At 50.2% G+C, this 20,172-nt stretch carries 16 protein-coding genes; 5 read left to right on the top strand and 11 right to left on the bottom strand.

What is annotated here, in order from left to right:
* Positions 1 to 198: 198 nt before the first annotated feature.
* Positions 199 to 1,959 (top strand): hemopexin repeat-containing protein, encoded by a 1,761-nt coding sequence (locus ACJJIO_RS05240; protein ID WP_444910343.1) that lies wholly within the window; start codon positions 199 to 201, stop codon positions 1,957 to 1,959.
* A gap of 4 nt (positions 1,960 to 1,963) precedes the next feature.
* Here ACJJIO_RS05240 and ACJJIO_RS05245 read toward each other — a convergent pair whose 3' ends face one another.
* The 5 genes from ACJJIO_RS05245 to ACJJIO_RS05265 form a co-directional block, all read right to left on the bottom strand.
* A complete protein-coding gene (locus tag ACJJIO_RS05245) occupies positions 1,964 to 2,704 on the bottom strand; it encodes an SDR family NAD(P)-dependent oxidoreductase (RefSeq protein ID WP_444889568.1) in 741 nt (246 codons plus the stop codon).
* A gap of 32 nt (positions 2,705 to 2,736) precedes the next feature.
* Positions 2,737 to 4,764 (bottom strand): aminotransferase class I/II-fold pyridoxal phosphate-dependent enzyme, encoded by a 2,028-nt coding sequence (locus ACJJIO_RS05250; RefSeq protein WP_444910344.1) that lies wholly within the window; start codon positions 4,762 to 4,764, stop codon positions 2,737 to 2,739.
* A 263-nt stretch (positions 4,765 to 5,027) separates the two neighbouring features.
* A complete protein-coding gene (locus ACJJIO_RS05255; protein WP_444910345.1) occupies positions 5,028 to 5,441 on the bottom strand; it encodes an NUDIX hydrolase in 414 nt (137 codons plus the stop codon).
* A gap of 24 nt (positions 5,442 to 5,465) precedes the next feature.
* A complete protein-coding gene (locus ACJJIO_RS05260) occupies positions 5,466 to 6,581 on the bottom strand; it encodes a phospholipase A (protein ID WP_252083095.1) in 1,116 nt (371 codons plus the stop codon).
* Between the two features lie 309 nt (positions 6,582 to 6,890).
* A complete protein-coding gene (locus tag ACJJIO_RS05265) occupies positions 6,891 to 7,616 on the bottom strand; it encodes a hypothetical protein (RefSeq protein WP_444910346.1) in 726 nt (241 codons plus the stop codon).
* A 623-nt stretch (positions 7,617 to 8,239) separates the two neighbouring features.
* Here ACJJIO_RS05265 and ACJJIO_RS05270 point away from each other — a divergent pair.
* Entirely contained in the window at positions 8,240 to 9,178 is a 939-nt protein-coding gene (locus ACJJIO_RS05270; protein ID WP_444910347.1) for a hypothetical protein, read from the top strand.
* Positions 9,179 to 9,282: 104 nt separating this feature from the next.
* On the opposite strand, the gene ACJJIO_RS05275 is transcribed toward ACJJIO_RS05270, so the two are convergent.
* The 4 genes from ACJJIO_RS05275 to ACJJIO_RS05290 are packed head-to-tail and all read right to left on the bottom strand — an operon-like array spanning position 9,283 to position 15,290.
* The gene (locus ACJJIO_RS05275) at positions 9,283 to 10,596 is read right to left on the bottom strand and encodes a lysine N(6)-hydroxylase/L-ornithine N(5)-oxygenase family protein (protein WP_444910348.1); all 1,314 of its coding nucleotides are present in this window, start codon (positions 10,594 to 10,596) and stop codon (positions 9,283 to 9,285) included.
* A 2-nt stretch (positions 10,597 to 10,598) separates the two neighbouring features.
* Positions 10,599 to 12,413 carry an IucA/IucC family protein gene (locus ACJJIO_RS05280; protein WP_444910349.1) on the bottom strand — a complete coding sequence of 605 codons (1,815 nt, stop codon included), beginning with the start codon at positions 12,411 to 12,413 and terminating at the stop codon, positions 10,599 to 10,601.
* Positions 12,410 to 13,390 (bottom strand): GNAT family N-acetyltransferase, encoded by a 981-nt coding sequence (locus ACJJIO_RS05285; RefSeq protein ID WP_444910350.1) that lies wholly within the window; start codon positions 13,388 to 13,390, stop codon positions 12,410 to 12,412. The genes ACJJIO_RS05280 and ACJJIO_RS05285 overlap by 4 nt, the downstream gene beginning before the upstream one ends.
* Before the next feature lie 34 nt (positions 13,391 to 13,424).
* Positions 13,425 to 15,290 (bottom strand): IucA/IucC family protein, encoded by a 1,866-nt coding sequence (locus tag ACJJIO_RS05290; protein WP_444910351.1) that lies wholly within the window; start codon positions 15,288 to 15,290, stop codon positions 13,425 to 13,427.
* A 177-nt stretch (positions 15,291 to 15,467) separates the two neighbouring features.
* Between ACJJIO_RS05290 and ACJJIO_RS05295 the strand changes: the two genes are divergently transcribed.
* A complete protein-coding gene (locus ACJJIO_RS05295) occupies positions 15,468 to 16,688 on the top strand; it encodes an MFS transporter (protein ID WP_444910352.1) in 1,221 nt (406 codons plus the stop codon).
* A gap of 51 nt (positions 16,689 to 16,739) precedes the next feature.
* On the opposite strand, the gene ACJJIO_RS05300 is transcribed toward ACJJIO_RS05295, so the two are convergent.
* Together ACJJIO_RS05300 and ACJJIO_RS05305 are read right to left on the bottom strand one after the other, a co-directional pair.
* A complete protein-coding gene (locus tag ACJJIO_RS05300) occupies positions 16,740 to 17,249 on the bottom strand; it encodes a GNAT family N-acetyltransferase (RefSeq protein WP_252083103.1) in 510 nt (169 codons plus the stop codon).
* Positions 17,250 to 17,412: 163 nt separating this feature from the next.
* Positions 17,413 to 17,634 (bottom strand): hypothetical protein, encoded by a 222-nt coding sequence (locus tag ACJJIO_RS05305; protein WP_444883952.1) that lies wholly within the window; start codon positions 17,632 to 17,634, stop codon positions 17,413 to 17,415.
* A 136-nt stretch (positions 17,635 to 17,770) separates the two neighbouring features.
* On the opposite strand from ACJJIO_RS05305, the gene can reads away from it, so the two are divergent.
* Positions 17,771 to 18,427 (top strand): carbonate dehydratase, encoded by a 657-nt coding sequence (gene can, locus ACJJIO_RS05310; protein WP_252083105.1) that lies wholly within the window; start codon positions 17,771 to 17,773, stop codon positions 18,425 to 18,427.
* Positions 18,428 to 18,512: 85 nt separating this feature from the next.
* A complete protein-coding gene (locus ACJJIO_RS05315; RefSeq protein ID WP_444910353.1) occupies positions 18,513 to 20,171 on the top strand; it encodes an FAD-dependent oxidoreductase in 1,659 nt (552 codons plus the stop codon).
* Position 20,172: the final 1 nt, after the last annotated feature.

Genomic DNA, 20,172 nt, shown 5'->3' on the forward strand with positions numbered 1-20,172 from the left:
CTTATTTTTTACCGCACCTAAAAAATTCCTTGCTCTTTAATTTTAATGAGGGAGATTGGTTAGTTGTTAGCTTTTAAATAGCTGTCTTTTCTTTGCAGTATCGCTGTAAAAGTCCCTTCATTGGGATTTAATAGCTATCGTCTATTCTACCATTACTGGTCTAGACCAGAAAATCATTGAAAATACGGGATATTCGATATGAAGACACTTATCTCCTGCCTGTTGTTAATTTCGTTTGTTTCCAGTAACCAATTCGTTTTTGCCCAGAATAATAAAAAGGTACTTCTAATTGGCGTTGATGGGCTGCAGTACGAAAAGCTCAAGGATATAGACACCCCCAATTATGATCGATTAATTCTACACAAGGCTTATACCGGTGGTATCAGTGGCTCTCAAAGTCAACAGGACACTAAAAGTGGCCCCGGCTGGTCCACTATCCTTACAGGAGTTTGGGTTAACAAGCACAAAGTCACGTCCAATGACTCAGGCCTGGCAAATGCAGAATTCCCCAGTTTGTTCAAACGGATAAAGGAGGCTGATAATAGCCTTTGGGTGGGCAGCATATCCCATTGGAGCCCTATAAATACCAACTTTTTTACTACCGACCTGGCACAGGCTAACCTGGTTTTAAGTGGCCTTTCCGATGCGGATATCACCACACGCGGCGTGCAGGAAATATCCTCAGGTCATGTGGATTTCCTTTTCCTGCACCTGGATGACCCCGATGGTGTCGGTCACAGCTCCTGTTTTGGCAATCACTATAACGAAAGCATTCGCACAAGCGACACTCAGCTGGGCGCTCTGTTAGATGCCGTAGATACACGTATTGCAAAAGGTGAAGAATGGTTAGTGCTTGTAACTACAGACCACGGCCGTGATTCTCGCGGCTGCGGGCATGGGGCACAAACTGCCAGCGAGAAAACAATTTTTATTGGCAGTAATTTGCCGTTAAATGCTGAGCACAGCGAGTTTATTGGAGATATCCACAATGGAGATTTCAATGGAATTTATGGCTATGCAGCCCAAACCTCCATTGCACCAACGGTGTTGCGTTTTATGGATATTGAGCTGCAAACGAATTGGAAGCTGGATGGTAACCCACTGATTGGCAGCCCTGGAATACGTAAAATGATGGCTGCTGACAATAAGACAATTAAATGGTATTCCATAGATAGCGGACCCGTGGAGATTCACCAGAATGACCAGTTCATTGATGTCGTCGACGCTAGCTCACAAAGCTGGACCGACTATACAGAAGCACAGGGAGTCCTGGACTATGTATTCGTACATAACGATACCCCAGTTGCTTTGCGTAAATCGGCCCTGGAAATTACTGCTGGCCTGGACTGGGGCAGTGCACGTGCTTACTATTTTCGCGGTGACGATCAATATGTACGCTACAATAAAACCCTGGACAAAGCCTCTAGCGGTTATCCGCGCACAACCAATAACAGTACATGGCCTGGCTTGGGCGACTATGCCCACCTGATTGTTGCTGCATTTAAAGCCAACAGTGACAAAGGCTATTTCTTCTTAAATGACGGGCGTTACCTGCGCTATGACCTCAATGAAGATCGGGTCGATTCCGGCTATCCCAAATTGGTGGACAACATTACTTGGCCAGGTTTGGCTACCTACGCGACAAGAATTCGCGCTGTCCTGAAATGGCCTAATAGCAAAGTTTATTTCTTTCTCAAAGACGGGAATTATTTACGCTACGACCTGGAAGAAGACCAACTTGACAGCGGCTACCCCCAACCTATCAATGACAGCAATTGGCCAGGACTCGGTCCTTATGCTACGGAGATTACCGCAGCCCACCAATGGAACACATTTCGTGCATATTTTTTCCTCAAAAACCAGCGCTATATACGCTACTCCATCACATCTGATCAAGCATACAGTGGGTATCCGAGAACAACAGATAATGAAACCTGGCCAGGCTTGATGACCCCCTGATTCACTACCAGGGCAAACGGCTACCATCCCAAAAAAACAGATTACCACTATCGGCGGGCGCCAGTTGTTGTAGTACATCCACAATACGCCGGGCACTCAGTGCCGGGCTGTATAATTTTCCCGGCGCCAGATTACCCTGGAAGGGTTTGGAAAGTGCTGTATCCGTAGTGCCCGGATGAATGGCCACCACACAACTGTTTTCCAATCGGCGCCCCCATTCAATAGACAGGTTTTTTACCAACATATTGAGTGACGCCTTGCTGATACGATAGCTATACCAGCCCCCCAACTCATTATCGCCGATACTACCCACCTTGGCAGACAGGGATACCCATAACAGCGGCTGCTTGCGTTGTAATTTTCTATCCAGCGCCTGGGCCAGATGCATATGAGTAAGGAGGTTGATACGCATAGACTGTATCAACCAATCATCCTCACATTGCGCTAGAGATTTTTCCGGGCCATGGAATTCATCGTGCAACAATCCACAACAGTTAATTACCCAGTCAGGCGGAGAGGAAAATTCAGAAAGGAAAGTCTCGACAGCCCTGATAGAGTGCTCGTCCGCGAGAGAGACTGTCAGGTGACGACGCTCGCCGGCGTGTCCAGGTACCCGATCTACTGTACCACGGCTCAAAGTCACCAAAGTAATATCGGGATAGCGCCGAACGATTTCGGCGCCGATCGCGCGAGCCAAACCGCCCGAGGCACCAGCCAGTAATACCATCCTTGGTTGATCAAACATACCGGCCTCCATGCCGGATAGCTCGTGTGGCTTTATTTTGCCTTTTTGCCGCCGGACTTTTTGTCTTTGTTTTCTGATTTCTCAGCGACTTCCTTGACTACACGCAGCATAGGTTCATCTGAGCGGAAAATCAGGCCGTGAATCTCCGTAGTATTCTGCCCCTGCAACAACTGCTGCAAGTACTGCACTATCTGCTCAGAAATCTCCTGGCCAGGTACCAGAACAGGGATGCCCGGCGGATAAGGCACTATCTCATCGGCGCTGGTGCGACCGATAAGATTCTGTGTAGCGTCCACCCCATTGTCCATCAACGGCAACTCTTCCGTATCGGCAAAGTAGGCATCCGCCGGCAGACAGGTGAAGCGGGTAAACTCAGGCAGGCGGCGCGGAGTACCGACATGAATACGCTTGTGAGTATTCCCCGCCAGCTGCTTCAGCGCATGAATCAAGCGCAACAATTTACTCTCAGTACTGCCCAGGGTTACCAGTACTGTGATGGTATTGTAGGTGGTCTTTTCCACTTGAATACCGTATTGATCAAACAGCTTGATCTGCATCTCGTTGCCCGAGTAACCGCTGCGGGAAATATCGATGGTTACCTTGGTGGGGTCCAGGCCGATATTGTCACCCGCTAGAGGCTCAGCAATCAGGTCGTCGCGGGTCAGGGCTCGGAATACTCCGGTTTCATTGACTGCACGGCGAAGGGTTTCCACCATCTGCAGACACTGCTTGAGACGTCCATAACCCTCCATCGCCATTTGCTTACGCGCCACATCGAGACTGGCGATCATGGCGTATTGCGGGCTGGTAGACGCATGCATGTTCAGGTTTTCGCGGAAACGGAATTCGTCGAAGTCCGGGTCCTGCACATGAATCATGCTGGCCTGGGAGAAAGCCGACAACATCTTATGGGTACTCTGGGTCACATAGTCGGCGCCACACTCGAGCGCGGTCGGGCGCAGCTCTGGATGGAAGAAACCGTGGGCAAACCAGGCCTCATCGACCAGCACCTTGACACCGCGCTCATGGGCATAATCGATAATAGGTTTCAAATCGTAGCGCAGACCATCGTAGGTACAGGAAGTGATAACCAATAAGCGCGCATCGCTATGTTCATCAAGCGCCGCCTCGATATCCGAGCGCTTCACCGGGCCATAAATGCCGAATTCAGGGTGCAGTACCGACTTCAGATAAACCGGCTCACAGCGATTCATCACTATCGCATGGTGAACCGATTTGTGGCAGGCCTGGTCGACGATAATCTTGCCGCCGCCACCGAGTATCTGCTGAATCACTACCTTGTTAGCAGTAGAAGTGCCATTGGTCAGGAAAAAGGTATGGCGCGAACCAAACGCCTGGGCGGCAAGATCCTGTGCTTCCTGAATTACCGAGTGCGGTTCCAGCAGGCTGTCGAGTATCTGTACGGAAACAGACAAATCCGTATTGAATACATGCTCGCCCATAAAACGGTAAAAGTCCCCTACCCAGGGGCTGTTGCGCAGGCTGTCGCCACCGGAGTGACCAGGAGTATGCCAAGCGTCACGTGCGGAGAATACATATTCCTTCAGGGTATCGGCAAAAGGCGTGGAGGCGCGGCGGGCAATAAACGCCTGTACCAGGCGGAACATATGGTTGAAATTGCCCTCTCGGCGATCAAACAACTCGTCAAAGCGGCGGCGCAGGTTGGTCAGTGACTTGACCCCACTCTTACCGGCAAGAGGAGTACCACCGGCGACATCACTTTGTGCCACCAAAAAAATATTGAGTTGAGAACGAAGTGCATGTATCTGGTCAGCAAGCAGATCGGCAGCTTCCAACCCCTGTGTATCGGTGCCACCATCTACGATAATCGCCTGAAGACGAGACTCCTCCAGTGCCAGTTGTTCCACATCTGCCGGTAACACCGCCTCAAACACCAGGCCAAAGGGGTTTTCATGCAGAGTCGCGGTGTTATTGAGGGCGCTAACCCAGTCTCCCGCTAATTTGCTGTCTGCGCTCACTAGCGCGACATGGCATTCCAGCTTCTGTACGCTGTGCTTCAGGTTGCCCAGTTCAGGCATCTTCATTTCCAAACCCATATTCTTATCCACCAGCATAGCCCGCAACTTGCTGAGGGCCGCTGCCTTAATTATTCAACTATTTGATTTTATTAACTTTTATTTAGTCCCCCGGCAAAAGCGGAGAATCTGGAGTTCTTGGGTAAAAAACCAGGACGCAAATATTAATGGAGCGGACCGGGGAATTCCGCGATGTCAGTGCTTTTGGCGAAAATCGCCAAAAGCGTGCTGACCGACCAGATCTATTGCCAAAGAAGGGGGTAAAGTTAGAACTTTGCGCTGCGAACAACGCCGTCGAATTCGAGGCAGTCCCTGACCCTCTGCCGTTGCACTTCGGAGAGGCGCTCAAGGGGAAAATAAGCTACCTCTGAGTGCTCACTAGAGAGGGTGATATGTCTTCTGTCGGTAAAGTGGGCGCGGAATATGAATGCATGAGAGTTGTAGATCTTATGGTAATAGACGCCGCTCAAGTATTCGATACGCACTTCACGCCCTAACTCTTCATGACACTCCCGCCGCAGAGCCTCGTGAATGGTCTCTCCGGGATCGAGTGCACCACCGGGTAACCCCCAACTGCGGTTGGCATAGGTCGCCAGCAGCTGCAGGACCTCACCAGAGTCATTGGTAATCACCGCATGCGCACTGAGCCGGTAGCTATCTTCAAATCCCATCGATTCCATCCCTGAATCTTTGCCCAATAGGAGTTAGAACCCCTGTGCCAGGGTGAAGCCGAAGCCAAGAGTCTGCACTGACTCATCGTAATCGATCAGGCTTTCTCCGTAACCATTAAAGTAGCGAATGTAGCCATCCACCCGGTCACCCAGGGGAAAACCCCAGGTCAGTTCAAACGCACCGTGATTTTCCGAGCGCAGGTTATTGCGCACCATAACGGCTATGGTGTGATCGCCATCGCGGTAGCGGCCACCCAGCTCAAAATGTCCTAAATAATGCTCTATATCCGGATTGTCATCATCCTCACGATCCTCCTTGAGACGATACCAGGGCTTTATACCAATCGAGAAATTATCCCGCTCAAAAATAAAGTTGGCATATACCCGATTCCAACTTCGGGAGAAAGGTTCGCTGCGTCCATTGGACTGGTGGTTGAAAGCGATCTGGTTAGCGACATTCTGCCAGCCAAACAGGCTCCAGTTATTGAGCCAGGTGAGAATCAGCTCTGGCTCGTGGTTGGTCTCACGAAATGGTGCCGAGTTATCAGAGTTATAGGCTTGCCAAAAACTCCGGTTGGTGTAAGCCACGCTCATAAATGAAGCGCTGCCAAGAAAACCCCGCCATACCGGTACTTGTACTGATAACTGGAATTGCACCTCGATATTATCAAGGTCTTTCCCTTCGCCTTCGTAATCCGATAGCCCACCCTTCTCAGGAGTTGGGTTATAGGTAAATGGCAATATGTAGTTGGTCTTGTGGGAGGCAAGTGTAAAGGGGTTGCTGGCGGCATCGCGAATGGCCTGGGCCCGGCCACCAAGTAAGACCTCATCCGTAGGCAATTCCTCAGAGTACTCCTCCACCACAGGGTCGACTTCGAAGAAATCCTCCTCCAGACCAAGCTGGGCTCTCACCCGATCGGCACAGAGCAGGCGAATATCCCTCAGTGTGGTATCGGCGGAGGAAATCAGCAGCTGCTCGTGCAAGCACTGCTCCTGTTGTTGCTCCGGGGTTGTGTCTAACTCCTTAAGCTCTATTTCGGTCTCACCATCAATACTTGCCAAAGCGACATTAAGCGGTAACTGTGAAGTCACAAATAAGATGACCGCCAGCGGCATACCCCAGCGCGAATTGGTTTTGGATAAAGGCAAAATGGCTCCCCCATTAGCACATAAGTGACGAAATCTTACACTGCGGTACTGAAAAAATCCCGCGGTATAAATTCCCCCGGCACTCTCTCAAAGTCCTGTTACCGGCGGTTGACTACGATGTGCATCAGACACAAAAAGTTCAAAATGTGGGAGAAAAGATATTTTGAGGAAATTCTTACCAGGCTGGAAAGGCTATAAGCCTCCGGCAGAGTGAATGATGCGTCAAATAATCATCATTATTCACTAGACTGATAAACCCAGTTGTGTTCACAGGGTATAAGTCCGGTGAACACAATATCAAGATAATAATTAAAAAAGGAGACTGGTGAGACTGGGAGACCACTCCAGGTCTCTGAGGCGAACCTGCCACAAACGCCCGGTACTGGAAGGCCAATCATAACCGACTAGCAGGCTGCGGTTATCCACATAACAGTGCGCATCCCGCTCGGCCTCATCCCCCTGATAAATATAACCGCTGATATCTGGGCCCAGATCCTGAGAGCGCTGACTAGCCTGATCACCCGCCATAATTCGCGCCGTGCGATGGCTTACTCTTGGGGCCAATAGTTTTCCTCGCTGGGAGGGGTCGACAATATCTGGAGAAACCACTTCCAAACCCGCTTGGTATTTTACCAGTGTTTTCAATAGCGGCCCCATAAAAACGCGCATTAGAGGGAATAGCAGACGGTTTTCTCCCCCCAAACGCAACTCTTGAGGGCCGTTAGGGCCACTCCAGTTTGCCTCTATTTCATCTCCTAATCGGGGAGGCTGACCTTCAGGGAAACACAAATGATAATGCGCATTAACCTCATCAACCTCATCGCGCCAATTCACTTGGCATTCACTCACCAAGCCATTATTTAGCAGCGCAAAGACCTCTATGCCGAAGCCTCGATCACCCACCAGTCTCTGGCTGACCAGAGAGCGGCGTCCAAGGGCATCAAAGCCCAACTGCCAGCTATCTTGAACAGGCATCTCACGCCCGTCACAGCTGTAATGATAACGCCCTTGTGCAAGGGTTGAGTTCAAACGCATTACAGATTTCCTCCCTGCTCACTGCATGCACCAGACCGATGGTTCAGTACCCAAAAAGTATTGCACAAGGTGGCTTGAGCACCCGGGCTTTGACGCGGAGATTAACTATATATTTATGCGCTTGTACGGGGATTTCCGAGCGGAAATAAGAGGAGAAAAATGGATATATCTCATCGCTATCAAAACAAGTAACGCAAGTATTGACTAGCACTATTCCATGCTGGCATAGACTAGTTATTAAGAAAAATAAAGAAACAGCGACTGACAAATCCGACTCGTTAATCTTTGATAATACCTATCGATTAGACACAATGCTTAATAAAAGTGAAATCCTGATTGATCCAATCCGCAATTCATTTATTTATAAGGCAACTTATTCATTGCTCCAGCACTGAAATTTAAAACCAATTCACCTGGCATCAACTGAAAATTCATTCGAGCAAATAAAAACTTTTAATCACCCTACAAAACTACAGCCAGAAAAATAAAACTGACGCCAAAATGCAGTAACAAGCACCTGCTCTAAAAGACCACAATCGCAAAAAAGATCTGGCTTTTATTATTAACAAAAGGTATTAAACCTCGTGATTCATTGGAAGATTCAATAAAAATGAGTAACCGACATGCCAACCTTTGCCTATCAATCCATAAATTCAAACGCTAGTACCAATCATGATATTGGTGCTTCCAACAGCCAGCATTTCACTCGTGTTACCCATAACCACCAAGCCGCCAATCAAAGTCCCTGGCTTTTGGTAATGCCAACCGCCAAAGGACTGGACCCCCACACTCCGCTTTACGGCCCCGCCCAGCTGGTCTCCCAGGCACCTGTGGGTTATATGGCCAAGGGCCAACACAGCAGCAGCCAATTTCTCACTATGGTTGAGGGCAAGGCGCGACAGACTCACCAACATCTCTATCGCTCGCTAAGAAAAACTTGCGATCTATTGGTATATGGTGAAATGGATGGGGCTAATAGCGAATGGAGCTCCATGCAGCAACATGCCGGAGCGCTGGTGGGATCAAGCTCCACAGGCAAGGCCTGCAACAGTTTTAGTGTCCATGCCGCAAAAACTACCCAACACCAAGTCCTGGGGTCAGGTATGGGCTGGATCGCGGTGAAAACAGGCAATGTCAATGCTGTATTTGTGCATGTCCCCAATAGCATTGCCAAGAGTGAAGGGCAGGCAACATTGTTTTATCAGAATATTAAAAAATACCTGTTGCAACAGGGCCACGGTGCAATTGACCTCGTGATGGGAGATACCAACCAAGGCAGCAACAGTTTTACTCCTTCAGTAATAAGCCGGGCAACAAATACGATCTTTCACGACGCACACCCTGCAAGCGAGGTAACACCCTCAGATTCCCATCAACGCAGTTTTTCTGGCACCAATAGTACTGCCAGTAAAAAATATGATGTAGCGGTTTACAATACTGCGACTATCAATATCGTAAATGTGGACTACCTATCACAGAGTACTGCAGTGAATATTGACGGTGTCAATATGGCTGCAGCTGTCACTGACCACATGGGTATTTTTGTTGACGTAACCAAGTAAGGCTGGCAGCCATTTCGGCTATAGATAGGATTGCAAAAACTTGTATATCCATGATCGACCTTATTGGTGGACACCTGGAGGTCGATCATGATTTCTCCCTCTATTTAAGCAACAGCTGCCTGCTGGGCTTGCGGGGTAATCCATTTCATAAAGTTGCCGGTTTGCTGATTGTCATAGACCGCATTACCGTGTAAATCATTCACTACCTGTGCCGCACGCCAGGCCGATAAGCTCAGCTGTGGCTCCGCAATACCATGACTGGTCCGGCCAGTACCAAGGAAATACAAACGTCGACCACTCTCATCGCCGCTGAGTCTTGCCGCAAAAGCATCATCCAACAGCAAGCGACCCTCTGCATCGCGTGCAATGCGCTCTTGTAAAGGCGCCAGACAAGGAGGTAGAGCCTCACACAGGCCAGTGCATAGAATAACGATATCCGCATTAACCCACTCAGTACCATCTGCCTCACCCAGCAAGTGATTTTCCAGCTGCAGTTGATAGTCACCGCGGTGAGACATCTCCACCAGTTCGCGATTGGGCAATAATGCTACTCGTTCAGCATCCTTTTCCAGGTGCACAAGACGGTAGAACAACTGGTAAAGTTCCTTGAGGGTATCAGGAGATATACCATCAGAAGCCAGCTTCTGCTCTGCAACCACTTCCTCACGACGCTGAGGGCTCAACTGACGGAACACATCGACATACTCTGGGGTAAACCAATCATTGGTGAAGGGGGTCTCATCCAATGGCAAATAATTGCTGCGGCGGGATACCCAGGTTACCTGCTGTGGGCGGCCCCAGTGTTTACTCAAAAGATTAATAACCACTTCCGCACCAGTCTGGCCGCCACCGACCACGGCGACGCGCTTACCACTTACATCCGGATTACGCAGGGCAATTTCCAGCGCGTGGAAGCAATTATCAGACAGGAATGGGCGGCTGCACTCTGGAATATTTGGTTTTTTACCCGCTGCAACACACAAGTTTTTGGTGAGTACCTGTTCGCGACCATTGGGGCCGTGCACGTCCAACTCAAAAAAATCCCCATTATCCACCACGCTCTGTACACGGCTGCTCATTTGGATAGAATCCAAGCGACGGGCAGCCCACGCCAGGTAATCGGCAAACTCGCGACGGGTTACGGTACGCTGTTCTGCGTGTAGAAAGTCATAGAAACGTTTATTTTCTACCAGGTACGCCATAAAGCTACAGGGATTGGTTGGATCAACCGGCGTTACCAGGTCTTTCAGGTAAGAAGTCTGCATCATAGCCCCCGGCAACATTAAACCAGGATGCCAAGAGAATTCCGCTTTAGCATCAAAAAAGCGATGGCTCAAAGATGTGTCCCGCATTAGAGCGGCCACAGCCAAATTAAAAGGACCGGCTCCGATACCGGCGAGATCTAGGAAATTGCTCATGATTATGCCTCTAAAGCGGAAGCGGTTGCTGGTTGGTGTTGTTGTGACTCTTGCTCTGCGAGCCAAAGGGGATTAGTCAGGTCTCCACCGACAATGGGGACCGGACGTTCAGCGCTGTCATCGTAACCTTGACGCAGGCGCACGCGATTAATACAAACGCGCTCGATATGGGGACGGAACAAATTAAACTGCTGGAAACGCTCCGCCATACCGCCATTATCTCGCTGTGCGGATTCTTGATATCGGCGTAGGACCTTGGCTAAAACTCCGTAGAATTTCCTTTCCTCTAGACCAATCTCTGTCATTAATTGGGCGGACAGATAGCGCAGCACTGTGACAAAGTGACCGGTAAACAGGTCGTGAATAATGTAATTAGCAGGCAATTGATCGAGAACTTGTGCCGCCGATTCCGGCAGGTCCGCACGATCGGGAAAATCACCCTGGGCGAGACGCAGATCTCCCTGGAAATCCTTAAGAAGAACACGAACAACTTTGTTGTCGCGCAATACCAGCGTTAGGTTTTGCGAGTGAGCTACCAAACCTATGCCATAACGGCTAAGCAGGTGATAAAGAGGTACCACCGTAGCGTCGAATAGCTGCTCAAGCCAGGCTTCTACTGAAAGGCCGGAGGCTTCAATCAGAGCAGAAATTACAGACTTGCCGCTGCTATCTTTCTGTAATAACGCGGCCATTAAAAGATGGCGCTCGCCCTCAGCACACAAGCTTGCCGGGCTCTGCCTCCAGGTAGCTCCCAGTAATTCACGGTAACGATAGGGCGCGCCCTTTATCGACTCTTGGTGTAAGTGCGGTACATGCAGGCCAGCTACTTCTTGAAGAACACCGGTGCCCCGCGATTGTAATTGCTCATCACGCTCACAGAGTAACTGCATCCATTCAGATAACGCCGGTCCGCAGCGCATAAACTTGCCTGGAATTCCACGGTAGCAGGAAGTATTCAATATCGTTAATGGCAACTTCACATGGAGAGCCTGCGGGCGCTTCAAGTTGGACAAGGTACGTAGTGAAACCTGCGGCAAATATTCATCGCCAAACTCACCGAGTAAAACCAAGTCACCACTAAAAATCTGTTGTGCATAATGCTGACTAATATGATGCTGCCATTGCCATGGATGCACCGGCAACGGCAAAAACTCTTGCCAGTTAACCCCTTTCTCACGGCATTTATCGTCCAGCTGTTGTAGCTGTGATTCACTCAGGCTTTCTGCCAATAGCTGAGGCCAATCCCACAGGTCGCTATTGCCACTCACAGCGAGATCCCGGCGCACAGCAAGCCATAACAGCCTGACCCCCTGAGCGGCCTCTGTACCAAAGGCGTTAAACTCTTGTGCGCCCCAACCGATACGGCCTTTATTCACCATAGCCTTAGGATGACCATCCAGTAGGCACTGCAATTTTTCATCAGTTAGTGTGGCTAGGGTATGCGCTGTGAGCGATTCACGCTTTTGCAGCAAAGTAACATCCGCAACCAGGGTATTGGCCAGTTCGTGTAATAAATTGCCCAAAGTACTGGGGGAGGCTTCAAGATCCAGAGCAGCATCAATAAAAAACTGTGCTGCGTCATCCGCAGGTATTACTTGCCCATCACCTTCCCGCTCAATACTTTCTGCATCAATTAATAACCAATCCCACACAGTTAACTGAGCTTGGAAACGATAGATAACACCAGAAGCAAGTTCCACAAAGTAACGGGCACCCGTTTCTAACTTTGCCGTCAGAGCCTGTTCATAACAAAGCTCAGCCAGCGATTTCACCAGCAGGTTTCTATTCGCCTGCTTCCAATATTTATCGCCGCTCATATTCCCCCCATACTCTGAAAGAATTCGTCTCGCTTGCACATAATCAAAGCAGCTCTTTTGTGGGGGAAATCAAATTCTTTAACTTTTTTCCAGCCAAAAGTGCCGTTGATGTATTTAAGCAATGCGCGATTATCTGCGCGCGGCTCTCCAACCAAAGTTTCTGTGCGAGCGTCATCCAGAAACATAAAATGGGTAACACCATTAAACCAAGCCTGAGCAAAACGGCCTCCCAGGAAGCGTTGGTCGCCAACCAACATATGTGCACCGCGATCAAAGGGCTGGCTGTCATAGTAAGGTGCGATACGATCTTCAAGCGCCCAATAAATTTCAAAATAGGCAAAGGGCTCACCATCAATACAGGCGATCAATGGATGCTTATGGGGATCTTGAATAACAGAGTCAATAAACTGTCTCTGCTTTTCTTTATCACCTTCTTCTTCCCAAAATTTTGCGACACGCTCCTGGTTCATCCAGTTGGTAAAGCGCTCCAAATCTTTCTCTGGATCCAGGTGACGTAAACTGAAATCTATTCCCAGTGTGTGGAAATGACGGTGATAAACTTCCCCTTTAGGTGGTTCCGCACGGAGAGGGTGGCGAACTCCCTGCGTATTTTCTACCCATTGCAAGGGAAACTCACCGGCATTGTTACCTCGATACCAGAGCTCTGTACGTTGATAAAAATTGCTGCGGGAAACTCGGCTTACCACAGTATCCGCATCGACAATATCCATATTTTGCAATGCTGGATTCAGCGCAAAAAGCCAGTCGAACCAGAGATCTAACGCTTCTAACGAAATTTCACCAGACGACAGGATGAAAATTGCTATTTCCTGTCCGGGAACATATTCAATTTGAAAATAGTTATCGCCATTTAACTGGCAACGATATCCTCCCACAGCAACTTGCCAAGAGCGCCCATCGGGAAGCTGACCCTGTTCCCCAAAAGATATTTCAAGCGCAGCTGTTGAGCTGGTCATAATTCTTTCCTTTCAATTTTTATCGTCACGGTGATCAAGCTTCAGCAACTTCAGCGTCTACTACCTTTCGCAGGGGGTTCGCCATAGTGTGATAGATGGAAAGCGGGTCTTCGGTGGTGGTTTCATTCATACCAATCACCGCACATTGAAAATTGCCCTTAGCCCAAATTTCATCGGCATTGAGCAAATACGCCAAACAGCTAAAGTCACGTCGCTGGCCTTCGTACAGCAATTGCAGGCGCTCGCGCAGCTGGCGCAACAACTCCTGCTCGGAAATTAAACCTGCAGCGGAAAGCGCACAGATCAAACCAAAACAGCTATTAACGATCAGGTAATACACAAAAAGGCGGTTGGCCATTTCTTCGTCAATGACATTCTCACTGTCCTGGGCCAGATTAGGCAGATAAGGTTTGAGTAATTCCTCGCCCAGGCGACTATAACCACTGCCTTGACAATCTCTGAAAAAACCAGCCACAGGCAGAGCACCCTCGAAGCTCAAAATCAGATTTTGTTGATGGGCGCCAAATAAAATTCCAAAATCGGCTTGGGCAATTAGCAAGGGCTCAATAACTGCATCGAGAAAAGCCTTAAACCAGCGTTTGCTAGCAGCCTCAATGGAAATATTTTCCTCTCCAGCGAGGCGCTGTACCAATTGCGCAGCCCGGCAGGGAGCACCATTAGGATGATCCTGAGTCAATGTTGCCAACAGGCAGGTATTTTTTGCGGCTGTTTCCAAGAAAGGATTTTCCCGAAACATAACCAGGCTTTCTATAATCTGCTCACCTCTACCATCGGCAAGCATCAGGTAGGCCGGTTCCGCCAACACCTGGAAGCGCGGGTAGCGGCTGGCAAACTCCTGCCCCAGAGGCGTATCTCTTACTTTTAAGACTTCGAGACCACGCACCATTTCTTTTGGTTGCAGAGTACGCACCGAATTAGTCAGCCTCAGGCTGAGAGAAAACTTGAGCATATAAGGGCTTTGAGCGCTGTAAATTGCGCGCAGTGAAGAGGTTGCCCGCCACGGTTCCCTGCCCTCACCCAACTCAATAATTTTTCCACTCTCAAGTAATTCGGCCACACGTGGGTCTTGCCCTAGCTGACGCCACTGCCAGGGATGTGCCGGGATAGCAATAAATCCTTTCGGTGCCACCGGAGCACCATCCGTTGCACGCACCAGATCGGCAAACTGCGCCTCGCTAATTTCCGCCCCACTGGCTCCAAGCAAATATTGTGGGTCCACCCCCAGCCACATCAGGGCAAAACTATTGCCAAATTCCGGGGCGTAACATTCGGCATCCTTATCGGTAAATGGATCGCGGCTTTTAGGAGTCGGATGGATAGAGTGTCCGCATAAAAGTGCCTGTTCCGACTCGACAAAAGTGAGGGGCTGAGTAAATAGTTTCTCTGTATCTGCGTGACGAGCATTCAGTGCCTGAGCCATATTTTTCACGCTGGCCGAGACCCTGCAAGTAAATTGCGCTCTGGATTCTGCTGTGGCGCCAGGGAAAAAAGCAGGCTCCTGTGCAACCTGCTGCGCCGCATCGGCAAACCCAATAGTTTTGCTGGCACCCTCTGCGTTACGCAATATCATCGGCAGGGTAAACTGGTGCCTGCCACACTCACTGCGATAGGAGACACTCAGCCAGAGTTCGGCACCACTGGCCGGTAGAGGAATATGCACCGCCGGTACACTGATCCCTTGTGGAAGTTGCTCGCCAGCTCGTTCGTGCCAAATACCGCTATCTGTCTCCCGCAGTAGCGCATTGAAGAAGCAGTTGGCTGACATTCTTTCCGCAGCCATATTGACCTCCGTATCCCCGGCGGTCATAACTGGATTTTGAGCAAAAGCATCGCCGTCGACGCCGCCAGTGCTGGCTGCATCGGATTGAGGATTATTCATGGTGGTGATTCTTTATCGGCTAAATCTAAGTGAGAATGGTTTGCATTAGCCTTATGATGCAGGTAAATTTCTCGCACTTCAAGCCCATTGCCAGAGAAATTATCTGGCTGTGAACTCTTGCACAGGAAAGGGTCGCGTTTTCCTGTGATTTTTTATGAATTTGTTGTGGAGTCCCGGATGCGGAGATCCCTGAATCACCCCAAACATCACCTGCGTAAAATCAATATGGTGGTGGCCAGCCAGGGAGCTGCCCAGGTTGTTCTACTGACTCAAATTCCACTCATCGTTGAGCGCTGTGGACTGAGTCTGGCCAGCATCGGGGGGTTAGTGGCCCTGGGTACTTTTTGCCTGATGATTGCCGGACCACTCTGGGGTGAAATGGGGGACAGGGTTGGCCGCAAGCCAGTACTACTCGCAGGGCTGACTGGAGCACTGCTGGCCCAGTGCCTCTTTGTGGCCCTGTTGGTGGCCATGTCCCAGGGGTACCTGGAGGAAAGTAATGCCCTAATAGCTCTGGCAATCAGTCGTGTCATTTATGGGTTGAACGCTGCAGCCATCTACCCCTGTTGCCAGGCTTGGGCTATTGACCTGGGGGAGCCGGAAAAGCGTTTATCAATTCTTTCAGGCTTGAGTGCGGCGGCTAATCTGGGACGAGGACTCGGGCCACTACTTGCCTTGCCGGCTCTCCTCGCTGGCGCTCTTTGGCCTCTGGCGTGGCTGATATTGCTACCATTCATCACCCTCGTTTTAACCGCCGGTCTGCCGAAGGGAAAGAGCCATATTGCAGAAACAGAATCCTCTGGAAATTCCTCCCTCCCTCCTGGTGCTCTGGCCCTTTTTGCCACCGCTCTGCTCGGTACCGTTAGTGTTGGTCAGCTGCAGGTTGTCATGGGACCTGCTCTTAAAGATCTCTACGGTCTCAGCGCCATGGGCGCCTCATCAGCTACTGCCGTATTGTTGGCTGCAGTGGCGATTTGTGGGTTCCTGGTTCAGATTGGTCTGGTGCGCAAACTCAAGGCGCCGCAGATGAGTTTTATGTTGGGCGTAAGCTCCCTATGCACAGGCACCATCTTACTCTCCAGTACCCTAGGCAGCCTGCTCGCAGCTGCCGGCCTGCTGATCTTTGTGGTGGGGATTGCCTTTTTGGTACCGGGCTACAGCGCACTTTTGAGCCAAGCGAATCGACGCGGTGGCCGGCTATTTGGATTTCTATCACTGATGCACACCGGCGGTTACACTATCGGTTTTGCCATCGGTGGCTGGCTTTATGAAAGGGATCCGCAGCAACCCTTATTGGGATTACTGGTCAGCGTCTCACTTATCGCGCTTTTTGCACTACTCAGCAGCATAATCAGCAAGAAAAAGAAAGTGGGACAGACCCAATACACTGCCAGGTAACAAAGTTATTGCTTAATTTGAAAAAGGGTGGCCTGTGCCACCCCTGAAGATTCAGAGATACCGCTGCCAGAATTCGGCCTGCCCAAACTCTTCATCCAGCGTATAAGGCTTGAACCCCGACTTGCGATAGGCATTCTTCGCGGCAAAGTTTTTTTCCAGTACTTCCATAGTCAGCTTACAGCCCCCTCTCTTTTTTGCCTCTAACGCCACAAAGTCCATCATGGCAGCGCAAACGCCCTGCCCCCGGGCGCGCTCACTGACGATAACATCGTGAATATTAATCAGCGGCATACAGGAAAATGTGGAAAAACCGGTGAAACAATTAACCAAACCCAAGGCCTCATTATCGCCATAGGCGAGCACGCTGAAAGCACCGGGAAAATTTGCCAATTTAGGCACCAGCTCATTGCGACAAGGCTCTGGCAATGGCCCCCCTCCACCAAAAGGATGGCGGGAGTACTCATCCATTAAATGGATAATATCCTCAGCCTGATGGCAGTCCGTATAATTCGCCAAAACCACACGCAATGCGCTGGAAGTCTCCGGGGTAACCAAGGCCATTATTATTCCTCCGACTTTTTCCACCTGGGAAATGCAAAAGTATTGAAAAGCGAGTATGTAAACAAATTTTTGTTAATTTGACGATTATTACTGCCAAATAAAATCCATACCGCTTTTAAGCGCTCTTTTCATTTCCTGGTTAATTTATCGGAAACAGCAAAACTCAAGCCAAGGGCTCCCTTTCCAGTTCTCGACTAAAGGGGTCCTCTCCACCATTCATTGGTTCAATAGCTCCTTCCTCTTCATCAGAATTAGAGGTGTATCCACGTAGCCGAGTCCGCCGCGCCTGTAGCTGGCGCATACGCAAACGGTGCCGATCAGCAAATCCAGAGCGCAAGGATGTGCGCTGTCGCCTACCGGGACCGGAGTGATTCCTTCTCGCCATCATTTCTCCTTAAATTGAGACCCAATGCTAAAAAATAGTCATCTTTCAGGTTAGCCCATACCCTCTTGGCCCGCAGGAATAAAGCCGCTATCCTCCCAACATTATGTCCAATTAGTCATATCAGGATACAAACCCATTGCACCCGCTAGATCATCTATTAAAAAATAATCAGAACTGGTCCGAGGCCACCCACAAGGACAACCCGGACTTTTTCTTAAAGCTTTCAAAGCAGCAATCACCGGAATACCTTTGGATTGGCTGCGCAGACAGCCGTGTGCCCGCGAATGAAATTGTCGGGCTTTTGCCCGGTGAGCTGTTCGTACACCGCAATGTCGCCAATGTGGTGGTGCATTCTGACCTCAACTGCTTATCCGTTTTGCAGTACGCGGTAGAGATTTTGAAGGTCAAGCATATTATCGTGTGTGGGCATTACGGCTGTGGTGGCGTACAGGCGGCACTACACAACGAACAGCTTGGTCTAATTGATAACTGGCTGCGCCATATCCAAGATGTTCGCGACAAGCACCACACTCTGGTTGACTTATTCCAGGAACAACAGCGTACAGACCTACTGTGCGAGCTCAATGTCTTGGAGCAAGTAATCCATATTTGCCAAACGACAATAGTACGCGACGCATGGCGCTCAGGTCAGTCACTCTCCATTAACGGTTGGGTCTACGGGCTAAAAGACGGGCTCGTACACGATTTGGGGATTTCCATTCGCCACCCAGGAGAGATTGCAGACGTCTATCAAAATGCACTGACAAATATTTCCCAAGGCAAACACGATTAGCAGCACCCTCCGACGATCTCCCTTATATTTGCCCTAAAGCCGGTTGCCCTACAGCCGGCTACTGTCTAGCTAGCACGGGGGCACCATGCCAGACTATCGCCAGTGGGAATGTCAAATCTGCGGCTGGATCTACGATGAAGCCAAGGGCTGGCCTGAGGATGGGATAGCCCCTGGTACCCGTTGGGAAGATATCCCCGAAGACTGGTGCTGTCCCCAGTGCGGAGCACACAAGCAAGACTTTGCAATGTGTGAGTTGGATAAAAAAGCCCCCCCCCCTTCTCCACTTGATACCGCGCTTGACTCCCCGTTACCAACTCATGAGGGCACAGCTACTTTTCGCCTCTGGGAGTGCATGGTGTGCGGATGGGTCTACGACGAAGCCAGGGGGTGTCCAGAGGAAGGCATTGCTCCCGGCACCCGCTGGGAGGATATCCCCGAGGACTGGAGCTGCCCGCAATGCGGAGTGGGTAAGGAAGACTTCGACATGGTGCTGGTGACTCCGGCATCAAAACCTATAGAAAATGACACTGAGCTAAGTGGCGGTGAAGTCTCCAACGAGAACCAAGCCCCACTAGTGATTGTCGGCACAGGCCTGGCCGGCTATCACCTAGCCTTGGAGTTTCGCAAGCTCGATTCTGTAACCCCCCTGGTTCTGATCTCCAGTGATGACGGGGCCTTTTACTCTAAACCCCTTCTATCAGCCTCCCTTTCCCATGGAAAAACAGCCCAGCAGTTATGCCAAACCAGCGCTGAAGAAATGGCGCGTAAATTGGACGCACAGATTCTCGTACATACCCGTGTGGCTTCAATTTCCCCCCACAGCAAAACATTACAGTTGCAGCAGGATGTTGATAATCACATAGCGGATATTCCTTACGACAGGTTGATATTGGCTACTGGTGCCCACTGCCGCAAATTGCCGGCTATCGCGGGCAATGCCCACGCAAGGCTATTTAGAATTAACAACCTGGCAGACTACCACCGCTTTCGCACCGCGCTCGTTGGCTGCCAGCGGGTCCTCCTGATCGGTGCAGGTCTGATTGGTTGTGAGTTTGCCAATGATTTGGTGCAAGCCGGATATGAAGTGGCTGTGGTAGATCCTCAGGAGTGGCCGCTCGCCTCTCTCTTGCCAGAGGCTGCCGGTCGCGATCTCCAGGAGGTGCTCAATAACAGTGGCGTTCGTTTTTATCTGGGGAAGTCCATTCGCTCCCTGAATAAAAATCCTAAAGGTATTGAAGCCCTGCTGGATAACGGTGAGACGCTAGTGGCAGATATCGCCCTGGCGGCACTGGGTCTTGAAGCCAATACTGCCCTGGCTGAAACTGCGGGGCTGAAAATTCAGCGGGGAATTGCCGTAGACCGGAAATTACAGAGTAGCAATCCGCATATATTTGCCATTGGCGACTGTGCGGAGGTAGAGGGGCACCAGCTGTTTTACGTCGCTCCCCTAATGACTTGTGCCCGCGCCCTGGCTCAAACCCTTAGCGGCAATCCCTGTCCCGTACACTACGGCGTTATCCCGGTTGCGGTTAAAACAACCCTGCGCCCCACAACCCTCTGCCCTCCCCATCCAGGCGCCGAGGGCCGCTGGCAAGTATCTCAAGACACAAAAGGCGTCTGTGCCGAGTTTCGCAACAGTAGGGGAGAACTGCTCGGTTTCGCACTGACTGGCACCGCAATTACAGAAAGGGAGCGACTGATGAGTGAGTGCATGCCGCTTATGGACAATAAGTCATTCGAATAAC

The sequence above is a fragment of the Microbulbifer mixtoriginis (SeqCode) genome, from assembly GCF_052467235.1.

What these genes read in the sequence shown, in the direction of transcription:
- ACJJIO_RS05245 (WP_444889568.1), bottom strand. Translation starts at nt 2,704, where the DNA reads ATGTTTGATCAACCAAGGATGGTATTACTGGCTGGTGCCTCGGGCGGT.
- ACJJIO_RS05250 (WP_444910344.1), bottom strand. Translation starts at nt 4,764, where the DNA reads ATGCCTGAACTGGGCAACCTGAAGCACAGCGTACAGAAGCTGGAATGC.
- ACJJIO_RS05280 (WP_444910349.1), bottom strand. Translation starts at nt 12,413, where the DNA reads ATGAGCGGCGATAAATATTGGAAGCAGGCGAATAGAAACCTGCTGGTG.
- ACJJIO_RS05270 (WP_444910347.1), top strand. Translation starts at nt 8,240, where the DNA reads ATGCCAACCTTTGCCTATCAATCCATAAATTCAAACGCTAGTACCAAT.
- ACJJIO_RS05275 (WP_444910348.1), bottom strand. Translation starts at nt 10,596, where the DNA reads ATGAGCAATTTCCTAGATCTCGCCGGTATCGGAGCCGGTCCTTTTAAT.
- ACJJIO_RS05240 (WP_444910343.1), top strand. Translation starts at nt 199, where the DNA reads ATGAAGACACTTATCTCCTGCCTGTTGTTAATTTCGTTTGTTTCCAGT.
- ACJJIO_RS05300 (WP_252083103.1), bottom strand. Translation starts at nt 17,249, where the DNA reads ATGGCCTTGGTTACCCCGGAGACTTCCAGCGCATTGCGTGTGGTTTTG.
- ACJJIO_RS05315 (WP_444910353.1), top strand. Translation starts at nt 18,513, where the DNA reads ATGCCAGACTATCGCCAGTGGGAATGTCAAATCTGCGGCTGGATCTAC.
- ACJJIO_RS05295 (WP_444910352.1), top strand. Translation starts at nt 15,468, where the DNA reads ATGCGGAGATCCCTGAATCACCCCAAACATCACCTGCGTAAAATCAAT.
- ACJJIO_RS05305 (WP_444883952.1), bottom strand. Translation starts at nt 17,634, where the DNA reads ATGGCGAGAAGGAATCACTCCGGTCCCGGTAGGCGACAGCGCACATCC.
- ACJJIO_RS05290 (WP_444910351.1), bottom strand. Translation starts at nt 15,290, where the DNA reads ATGAATAATCCTCAATCCGATGCAGCCAGCACTGGCGGCGTCGACGGC.
- ACJJIO_RS05285 (WP_444910350.1), bottom strand. Translation starts at nt 13,390, where the DNA reads ATGACCAGCTCAACAGCTGCGCTTGAAATATCTTTTGGGGAACAGGGT.
- ACJJIO_RS05255 (WP_444910345.1), bottom strand. Translation starts at nt 5,441, where the DNA reads ATGGAATCGATGGGATTTGAAGATAGCTACCGGCTCAGTGCGCATGCG.
- ACJJIO_RS05265 (WP_444910346.1), bottom strand. Translation starts at nt 7,616, where the DNA reads ATGCGTTTGAACTCAACCCTTGCACAAGGGCGTTATCATTACAGCTGT.